At 53.2% G+C, this 9,127-nt stretch carries 9 protein-coding genes; 4 read left to right on the top strand and 5 right to left on the bottom strand.

Features of this window, described 5'->3' with window-relative positions; all coding sequences use genetic code 11:
- Positions 1-21: 21 nt before the first annotated feature.
- The 4 genes from tnpB to Q1A89_RS23020 all read right to left on the bottom strand — a co-directional run bounded on the left by tnpB (position 22) and on the right by Q1A89_RS23020 (position 3,428).
- Entirely contained in the window at positions 22-369 is a 348-nt protein-coding gene (gene tnpB, locus Q1A89_RS23005; protein WP_299734022.1) for an IS66 family insertion sequence element accessory protein TnpB, read from the bottom strand.
- On the bottom strand, positions 366-716 hold the full coding sequence (locus Q1A89_RS23010; protein ID WP_299734024.1) for a transposase: 351 nt from the start codon (positions 714-716) through the stop codon (positions 366-368). The genes tnpB and Q1A89_RS23010 overlap by 4 nt, the downstream gene beginning before the upstream one ends.
- A gap of 260 nt (positions 717-976) precedes the next feature.
- Positions 977-1,675, bottom strand: coding sequence for a winged helix-turn-helix domain-containing protein (locus Q1A89_RS23015; protein WP_299734026.1), 699 nt, complete (start codon positions 1,673-1,675; stop codon positions 977-979).
- Between the two features lie 109 nt (positions 1,676-1,784).
- Complete coding sequence (locus tag Q1A89_RS23020; RefSeq protein ID WP_299734028.1) at positions 1,785-3,428, bottom strand: hypothetical protein; 1,644 nt, start codon at positions 3,426-3,428, stop codon at positions 1,785-1,787.
- A 206-nt stretch (positions 3,429-3,634) separates the two neighbouring features.
- On the opposite strand from Q1A89_RS23020, the gene Q1A89_RS23025 reads away from it, so the two are divergent.
- The 4 genes from Q1A89_RS23025 to Q1A89_RS23040 all read left to right on the top strand — a co-directional run bounded on the left by Q1A89_RS23025 (position 3,635) and on the right by Q1A89_RS23040 (position 7,734).
- Positions 3,635-4,099, top strand: a complete 465-nt coding sequence (locus Q1A89_RS23025; RefSeq protein WP_299734030.1) for a hypothetical protein — start codon at positions 3,635-3,637, stop codon at positions 4,097-4,099.
- A 12-nt stretch (positions 4,100-4,111) separates the two neighbouring features.
- Positions 4,112-4,567 (top strand): hypothetical protein, encoded by a 456-nt coding sequence (locus tag Q1A89_RS23030; RefSeq protein WP_299734032.1) that lies wholly within the window; start codon positions 4,112-4,114, stop codon positions 4,565-4,567.
- A gap of 180 nt (positions 4,568-4,747) precedes the next feature.
- Positions 4,748-6,598 (top strand): ATP-binding protein, encoded by a 1,851-nt coding sequence (locus Q1A89_RS23035; RefSeq protein WP_299734034.1) that lies wholly within the window; start codon positions 4,748-4,750, stop codon positions 6,596-6,598.
- A gap of 116 nt (positions 6,599-6,714) precedes the next feature.
- Positions 6,715-7,734, top strand: coding sequence for an IS110 family transposase (locus tag Q1A89_RS23040; RefSeq protein ID WP_299734036.1), 1,020 nt, complete (start codon positions 6,715-6,717; stop codon positions 7,732-7,734).
- A 458-nt stretch (positions 7,735-8,192) separates the two neighbouring features.
- On the opposite strand, the gene Q1A89_RS23045 is transcribed toward Q1A89_RS23040, so the two are convergent.
- Positions 8,193-8,837, bottom strand: coding sequence for an acyl-homoserine-lactone synthase (locus tag Q1A89_RS23045; RefSeq protein WP_299734037.1), 645 nt, complete (start codon positions 8,835-8,837; stop codon positions 8,193-8,195).
- Positions 8,838-9,127 lie beyond the last annotated feature (290 nt).

A 9,127-nucleotide genomic window follows, 5' to 3' on the forward strand; every position in this document is an offset into this window, starting at 1 on the left:
ATTGGATTTGCGTAAGAAATCCTATCCTGCCCGCAAAGGTCTCCAAGTTCGCCCTGGCGTGCGCCAGTCGATGCCCTCCAGAAGCATCGCCAGTTGTGCAGGTGACAAAGAGACTTTGCCTTCCATGGTGGCAGGCCACACAAACTTGCCGCGTTCGAGGCGCTTCGAGAACAGGCACGCGCCCTGACCATCCCACCAAATAATCTTGATGAGATCACCCCGGCGGCCGCGGAAGACAAACAGATGCCCGGCGAAGGGATCGAGCTTTAGCACTTTCTCTGCCTGAGCGACCAAGGATGCATACCCCTTGCGCATGTCCGTGACACCTGCAGCCAGCCAGACCTTCGTGTTCGCCGGAACTGGGATCATGTCAGGTGCTGCACGAGGCGCGCAATTGCGTCGGGATCATAGTTGCCGCTGATCCGCAGGCGGTGCCCGCTCGCCAATTCTAATTCGATCAATCCACTTGCATCGGGTATGGCCTCTGGCCGTGAAGGCTCTGCAATCACCTCCACCGGCAGAAACTTGGCCTCATCCTCGGCGGCCTGAGTGTCTGGCGCAAACTTCGGGTCTTTCAGCCAGTTGAAAATCTGGTTCGCGTTCAGATCATACCGCCGCGCCACCTGAGCAACCGACACACCTGGAACAACAGTCTGCGCACAGATCATGCGCTTTTCATCATCACTCCACTTCCTGCGCTTGCGCCGCTTCGCCATCCCGGCCTCTTAAGTGTCCACTTAGCTAAATGGACACTATCCGACATTAGCACCCCTTCAGCAGGGCAGCCACACCGGACGCTTACCCAGAAGCAGACTCGGAAATTTATGAACTGGCTGACCAATTCCAAACCTCGTCCGCGGAGCTGTTGTCCAAGTTTCATAGCGGCGTCTGCCGCTAGCGAATGTCCGGTTCAACTGCTTGAACAATACCTAACGGCCTCCCCCTCTAGCTATACCTAATGGCCTCCCCCCTCTAGCTATGCGGCGCTGCGACCTTCTGTGTCCAATTTGTCCGGCACTCGATACCCTTGGCCCCAAACGGTTTGAATGCACTCCTCTTTAAGGCCAGCCTCGCGCAACGCCCGCCGGATTTGGCAGATAAAAACGTCCACGATTTTTGCTTCTGGTGGCTCTTCCCAACCATAAAGATGGTTGAACACCATCTCCTTGGTCACAGTGCGCCCGCGTTTCAAAAACAGAAGCTCAAGCAGCTTATGCTTTTTGTACGGCAGATAAATGCTCTGCCCGTTAACTGAGAACCTATCGTCTGCCATGTGGAAACTTACGCCACCACATGAAATTCTTTCCGCTGGCGAACCGTTGGCGAAGCGCAGAATCGCGTCGCATTGGTGCTTGGTGAGACGATCATTGCCGCATTCTGGCACCACAATGTCCAAACCGTTCTGCGTTCTTTCGCTGAAGCTCATTACTTGGTCCTGAGACGCAAGGCCGATCGCGACGGGGATATCCAACGCATTTTTCGCGTTCCAAGTTGCCGCGCGAACGGCCAAATCGTTTTCGCAAAGACCGAACAGAGCGGCTTGGAACGAATGTGTGTCTTCATAATCGAAGACATGATCCGGGTCCTCGGCGCGATAGATATCCCAGGACTGCCCGTTAACTTGGCGACGTACACGTGCCAGGAGCGCATCTGATCCATAAAACAATATCTTCATAGCGATTCCTCCAACTCATGAGCGAGAAAACGCCACGGAGGCCGCAGATCACGTACTTCGGAGTGACTCAAGTGTTACTTACAAGCCGGAATCTTGGAAAACCGTACGTTCAATTTGCGCTGGCAAAGTCAGTGTAACGTGACAAAAGCCGTGAAGGGTCACTTGCGTACTTGCATCGACGCGGCATTGTTAATTTGGCAAAATGTTCTGGATTCAAGTTGGGCCAATTGTTCTTTTCGTCTTCGATGAGTTTCGCCGCTTCTTGGCTGCGCCCCGCGGCATGTAATATGACCGCCTGCCTCATGACGGTGTCCGGTGTATGAAAAATGGAATGCGCCGTCTTCTCGGCTTGCAGAGCTGCTTCAAACTCTTCTCGATTGAGATACAACATGCCAAGCCACGTTAGCGTGACCCATCGAATTGGATTGTCTGATTTTAACTGGCTATCAAAGGCCCTTGCCGCTTCAACGATTTCGTCTGGCGCAGGGGTACAGGTGTACGGGAAAACCATTGACAAGAATACGGCGAATCCGTTTTTTGGATCAATTGCAATTACTCGCTCAAGCATCTGTATCGCTGAGAGGTTTTCACCCAAATGCCAGTGATGAATACTCAGATTGAAGAGGGTGTTGGCATCCCTAGGCGCGAGTTGAAGAGCCTGTGTCGCATGAAAATGCGCATATTCGACCGCCTCTGTGCTGTGATAGTTCTCATCGACACTGGACAGGTATGCCAACTTGTCAGCCAAAACCGAGTGTGCCTGGCCCAATTGCGGATCGAGTGCAACAGCGCGTCTTGCAATATCGCGGCGTTGAACTTCCCAGTCGAGCGTACTCAGCGCTGACCCAGGTATCCACGTCGACAGCAGATACAACTCCCAAGGATTGAGCTCTTCGAGTGGTCGGGCATCAAGCGCGTCTTTGGAGCGGCTCACAATCTGGGGAAACAAGTCATCAGAAACACGCGATACCAAATCACCAAGCCCTTCAGCTGTGAGTTTTGCTTCCAGTTGGTAGGCGTCGGCCCAGTCGATTGCAGACGTTTCGGCATCAATTAGTTCTACAGAGATGCGATCAGGTTCAGGCAATCCGATAGCACGTAGATACAGTTCGTACTCGTAGTGAGAGGAGCTTTCCCCGCCGTCGTTGGTTAACACGGTAAGAGTTGCTCTTTTGGAAAGCGATCGTCTTAGATCAGAGCTGAAATTTGTTAGAATTTCGGCAGTCGCATTTGGCAAGTGCTCTACTTTAGGATACGCAAGTAGGATGGGAATTCCCTCGTTCGATTGGTCACTCGCACTCCTCTGAAACAAAGACCAGCCAAAGATAACACTGCCCACAACAACAGCCGCCGAAATGACGGGCCAAAAGACTCTGCTGCTTGTTCGTACAGTCTTCAACTCGACGTGGTCGTTCCTCCATTCGATTGTCGGCCGATAGCTTCCTTTTGGAATGGTGATCTTGGGTTCGCTTGGGTCCATCGAGCGCGCATAGTGAAGTTCAAGCGCGTCGCGCAAGCGAGCAACTTCGACGCGGACAATGCTGTCAGTCGTGGGATCGAAATCCACTTTGCGCCCCAAAACATCCAGAGCAATGGCGTAGGCTTTCAGATTTTCTCCACGCCCTTCCACCTCTTCCCGCACCAGGTAGTCGAGCAAGTCATATCTACGCTGCCCACCTTTGAGCAGCGTTTCCGATCTGGCGCGTTCTAGCCACGCATAGAGATCTGTGGAATCGTCGGACGTTTCTACCATTCACCCTACCCTCCCACGCCCACAACTTATGGCAAAAAGCTCCCAAAGCAAAGGGAAACGGCTCTTTCCGGGTTGGCATTTGCCTAACCCAAGAGGCCGTAACAGCGGAGTACGTACTTCCCATCTATGTATGGAGTTGCGATCTGTGGTCCGAGCCAACGACAGTAGAAACGGCAACCAGAAATGCGAACTCCGGAGGGATACTTTTGAAGCAAGTAACTGAACAAGAAATCCCTTCTTGGGACCGCTGCCTGCCCCACGTTCTCGTGGTGGAGCAGGACTCAGACTACGGGCACATGTTAGTAGCCGAACTGCAGGACCGCTCCATTCGCGCGAAGCACATCCAGACTGTGGATGCATTTTTGGATCTGAATTGCCGCGAGAGAGTCGATCTCGTGTCATTGGAGATTGACGCAATGGACCCGAACACGCTGGACAATATCAAGCTGCTACGGACCCATTTCGGCGAAGGCCCGGGAACGCGGATCGTCGCAACATCGAGTTTCCTGCCCGGTGCATTTCCATTCCTCGTCGAACAACGAGGGGCGGACAGGTGCATGGCGAAACCGCGAGAGCCAGAAGTTATGGCTGCCGCGCTTGAAACCGAACTCCGCAAACAGATGAAATCAAAAGAGAAGGGTTGGGCGAACAAGCTTGGCTCTCGCGAGTGATAGGAACTAGAGATGGAACAGAACCAATGCGCACCTCAGCATCGTAGCACTTCGGACACTCCTAGTGTATTGCTCGCGGGTTTTCCAAACGACGAGGCAGAGAGAGTTGTTGCTGCGCTGGAACAGATGGGATGGGCTTCTATCGTTCTAAACAATGAACTCGACATTGAAGTGGCCTTTGGAACAATGCGCTTCGACATCACAGTCATTGACGCGGAACACCTGGAAGTCTTTGCCCCTCATTTCATTGCTCGCCTTCGGGGCACGCAAGGACCCTCCTCAGACGCAACGATCATAGCAGTCGACAACTCCGCCTTTGCAGGCTTCAAAGAGCAACTCGCTGAAGCCGGTGCTGATCTCGTGGTGCCCAAGCCGTCCGATCCAAAATCCCTGACGACGGACACACTTGGTCAGATGTTGCAGTGCGCCCTGGCGAACGTGCCGTTCGATGAAGGTGCACGATTTTGAGGATCGAACGCGCAATCTGTGGACGATCTGACCTTCTGCCCAAAGGTCCCCGCCTAAAACCGTAGTATGCGAGTCGTTCGACAGTGGCCTTGCTATAGGTACTTGGATCACTCTAGGGTTGCATTTTTGATGTCGATACGCCGCACTCTGTCAAGCGTGGTATACTAAATTGGATCACAGATGAACTCTTCCAGCGGGCCCAATCCACACACGCTGGAGTCTGAACGAGCCGGCTTGGTGGAAGATGGCAAGGTCTTGGCGAGGCGCGTTTACGCTGTCTCTAGACTGACACCAACAATGATGGGGGCGAATATCGCCAACGCCTTGTCGGTACTCTTGATCCTTTGGTTTGAGAGGCAGATTCGTGTCGATGCCATCCTTTGGTCGATGGTTGTGATGATCGTTTCAGGCTGGGTCATATTCAGACAGTTCATGAGACGTCGAAAACCATTTCCCAAGACACTCTCCAGTCGCACTTACAGGCGAAGCGTGCTCCAGGCCGCGTTTCTGGGGGCACTGTGGGCATACCCGGGATTGATCATTCTTCCGGAAACCGATGGTCTCCTACAGTCATTCATGATTGCATTGGCGGCGGGCATGATTGCTGGAGGCGCGATCACACTCTATCCACTACCTGCTGCAGCTTACGCATTTTGCGGAATAATCCTCGTGGGATCGTTTGTTGGCTTCATCCAGACCGCCGAGATGCCGACCTTCTGGGCGTTCGCACTCGTCTCCGTGACTTTCTTCATCATTATTTCTCAAAGCATCAAGCGTCATGAGCGCGTATTTGTATCCGAATTCGAAGCGCGTACGATCCTCAACACCCAAAACGAACGCATGGGAGAGCTGCTTGAAGCTGTACGCCGTGATGCCTTGGAAGAGAGGAAACGGAATGAGGAACGACTGCTTCAGACCCAAAAATTGGAAGCAGTCGGCCAGCTTACAGCCGGTATCGCGCATGATTTCAACAACCTTCTGACGGCAATACGCGGTCACGCTGAACTTCTGGAAATATCTGGCGGTGCAAATAAAGAGCTGATCGATCCAATCGTTCAATCGTCTGATCGTGGCGCTGAATTGGTGCGCAGACTTTTGGCCTTTGCGCGTCAGCAGACGTTGGCTCCAAAGCCAATCTTTCCGTCAGACATTGTCCGCGAGACGGTCGCACTTATGCGACGGACGCTGAGAGAGGACATTCAGGTAGAATTGAACCTCCCGGAAGAAACATGGCCTGTTTTGATAGACCCAGGTCTATTGAGCAACGCGTTGCTGAACCTCGGAACCAATGCCCGGGATGCCATGCCCGAAGGCGGAAAAATTACCATTAAGCTGGACAACGTTTTCGGTGAACTGGCCCCATCCCAACTGACTGAAGGCTGTGTGCGCCTCTGTTTTCAAGACACAGGGTCAGGCATGAATATTGATGCTCAACGCAGAGCGATTGAACCTTTCTACACGACAAAGGAATTCGGCGCAGGCAGCGGTCTGGGACTGTCTATGGTCTATGGATTTGCCGTTCAATCCGGTGGGACAATGGCGATTGAAAGCGCCTCTGGCCAAGGGACGACGGTAACCCTCTTTCTGCCGCGTTCGGCAATTTCGCCAGAGGATGATTGCAGCGGATCATCCGATGATCTTCCTTTAGGAGAAGGCAAGACGGTCCTGCTTGTAGAAGATAACCTGTCTGTTCGTGACAGTGTAACCCGGCTCTTGGAGTCTCTGGATTACTCCGTCAACGCGACAGAAAGCGTCGAAGAGGCGAACGATGTCCTCAGTCGATCCTCAGAAGCTCCACAGATGATCCTGTCCGATGTCGTGCTTCCCGGCGGACAGCGCGGGACCGATTTTGTGCGAGAAATTCGCCTTAGCCACCCACAGATTGGGGTAGTTCTCATGTCTGGATACGCCGATACCGGCGGACCCGAAGAAGGCGACACACTCGGAAGGGTGCTTTTTCTTAGCAAGCCCTTCACGCGTGCTGCTCTAGCGTCAACCATGGCGAAGGCCGGAAGATCCATCGTGAATTAGATGCACGATTTCAAACGTGGACGGCCCTTTGCGGATGATGTGGATGGCTCCTGCTCCACCGGCATCGAACGTGCCAAAGTGCAGTTGTTATCGACTGCAATGAGAGGAGCCACCCAATGACAGTAAAGACTGTAGGCCTGGATTTGGCCAAGGATGTTTTTCAAGTGCACTGCGTCTCGGCCACGGGACGTAAGATCATCAACAAGAAGATCAAACGCGCAAAGCTACTGACGTTCTTTGAGACGCTGCCGCGCTGTGTTGTGGGCATGGAAGCCTGCGGGTCAGCTCATCACTGGGGTCGAGAGCTGCGCAAACTTGGCCATGATGTCCGCCTAATGCCTGCAGTCTACGTCAAACCCTATGTGAAGCGTGGCAAGACTGATGCCGCTGATGCGGAGGCGATTTGCGAGGCCGTGCGCCGCCCGACCATGCGGTTCGTCGAGATCAAGTCCGCAGATCAACAGGCAGTTCTTGCTATCCATCGGGCGCGGGATCTGGTCGTCCGACAACGCACTCAGGTCGCAAACATGATCCGCAGCATCCTCCGAGAGTTTGGACATATCCTGCCAACGGGCATCGAGGCTGTGTCCAAGTTTGCCAGAGAACACAGCACCGAAGACCAATTGGAGATGCCCGAGATTGCAGACGGCATTCTCAGCGTGATGTGCCACCAACTAAGGGGACTCAATGCCCGGATCGATGGTCTGACCAAATTGATCGAACAGCACGCGTGGCTGGACAATAATGCAAGACGCCTGATGCGTATGCCCGGAATTGGGCCGATCACGGCCTCTGCTGTTGTCGCCACTATCGGTGATGCTCGGCAGTTCAAAACGGGCCGTGATCTGGCCGCCTGGTTGGGGCTAACACCGCTCAACAAGTCCAGTGACGGGAAAGAACGCCTCGGACGGATCACCAAGAAGGGTGACCGTTACATCAGAAAACTGCTGATCGTCGGAATGACATCACGGGCGCTGATGGCGAAGAATAAGCCTGAGAAAGCCGACACCTGGACTGCTAAACTACTGGACGAGAAACCCTTCAGGCTGGCGACTGTAGCAATGGCCAACAAATCCGCCCGGATCATCTGGGCACTGCTGACGAAACAAGAGGAATACCGGCAGCCGATCGTCTGATCCTGCCAAGAGATGCAAGACGCTTGATGTGATGATGCGAAACGAAGTCAACCAAGAGTAAGGACACTCCGTCGAACGGCATGGCCTAAGAGGTCGTTTAGCCGATAGGAACCTCACTTGCGGAACTCATCAAGGCCAGTGGCAACTGCCGCGCAACAGGCCGGACACACGACTGTACTGACAGACCATCGCAATCACAGAAATCTCTTGCAATGCAGGAGCCATCCACACATGCCGTTTAGAAGCTATGTTCTTGGTTGCGCCGCAGGACACCAAAGCGAACCTTGCCGAAATACTTGTATGGTGCTTCAATTCAACTTTTGGAGGCGCACATCCCGAAGCCCTGAAAAGCCCGTTGTGTGGATGCCTCAAGCTTGTCCGTTGGTGACGTAGAGAAACAACTTGCGGAGGCTAAGAGCCTTGAAAAAAATGGGCGGCCCAGAGCCGCCCGAAGCTCGCTATGCAACAAGCGTTTTGGGCTCGCTTCGAAGGTCTTCACCCAGTCCAGAATTCACAAAATACAGCTCCATTTCTGCCCATGACATTCCACAGTCACTCAGCAATCGACAGTACTCTTCGGCGTTGAACTCCCAAAGACCTACGCCAATCTTGTTTTTCTCGCTCTGAGACCATCCGACTACTGTCGGAACCGATCCAATGAAGCGGTAAACGGGCAGCATCTTTCTGTCAAAAACACCAACGTAGTGCTCGACGGAAAACTCTTGCATGATTTTGCCGCCTGCCGCCATCAGCTTTGCCGAAGCATTGGGCTTTGCGCCCGGAGATACGCAAAACCGTGTGCATTCCCAGATGATGGGACTTTGGATCTTCACGTCGTTTGTGATGTGCATGAAATGGTCGTTGACCATCGTTCTGCCGACAGTGGGTAGGAGCCGCATCGATGCTTCATGCAAGCCATGTTCGTTTGCGACTATCACGTATAAGGGATTTAGTCTGTCATATTCGTCTCGCTCCTCGCCTTGAGCATTGACCGCGACGTCCCAACCAAGCCGATCATGAAACTGCTCTGCCCGATCCGTGAACATGGAGTGTGTTAAAATCGGCTTTTTTGACAGGTCATCGCCGTAAAGAAAGTGAATCATTTTTCCGTCCTCTTCTTAGGTACGGGAACAATCCAATATCTAGGTTAACCATAGGTTGGACCACCGAACGGTGAAACACGTATCTGTGCAACACCTGCAACCTCGATAGTCAAACAAGGAACATCTCATCATGAGAATCGGCCCATTGCGCCAACAGGTCTTCGCAAAGGGTTGCTTGGGAGCCAGTCAATTCGAGGGCAGCCAAATCGATTGTGGATCTGTCGCGGTTTGATGCCGCTCCTTTGATAGCATTTACTGCAACAAAGGAGACCGACTATGGGACCGAAACG

The sequence above is a fragment of the uncultured Tateyamaria sp. genome (assembly GCF_947503045.1).
Classification (GTDB): Bacteria; Pseudomonadota; Alphaproteobacteria; order Rhodobacterales; family Rhodobacteraceae; genus Tateyamaria.

Coding starts and splice junctions, on each gene's coding strand:
- tnpB (WP_299734022.1), bottom strand. CDS start 369: ATGATCCCAGTTCCGGCGAACACGAAGGTCTGGCTGGCTGCAGGTGTC.
- Q1A89_RS23010 (WP_299734024.1), bottom strand. CDS start 716: ATGGCGAAGCGGCGCAAGCGCAGGAAGTGGAGTGATGATGAAAAGCGC.
- Q1A89_RS23015 (WP_299734026.1), bottom strand. CDS start 1,675: ATGAAGATATTGTTTTATGGATCAGATGCGCTCCTGGCACGTGTACGT.
- Q1A89_RS23020 (WP_299734028.1), bottom strand. CDS start 3,428: ATGGTAGAAACGTCCGACGATTCCACAGATCTCTATGCGTGGCTAGAA.
- Q1A89_RS23030 (WP_299734032.1), top strand. CDS start 4,112: ATGGAACAGAACCAATGCGCACCTCAGCATCGTAGCACTTCGGACACT.
- Q1A89_RS23035 (WP_299734034.1), top strand. CDS start 4,748: ATGAACTCTTCCAGCGGGCCCAATCCACACACGCTGGAGTCTGAACGA.
- Q1A89_RS23040 (WP_299734036.1), top strand. CDS start 6,715: ATGACAGTAAAGACTGTAGGCCTGGATTTGGCCAAGGATGTTTTTCAA.
- Q1A89_RS23045 (WP_299734037.1), bottom strand. CDS start 8,837: ATGATTCACTTTCTTTACGGCGATGACCTGTCAAAAAAGCCGATTTTA.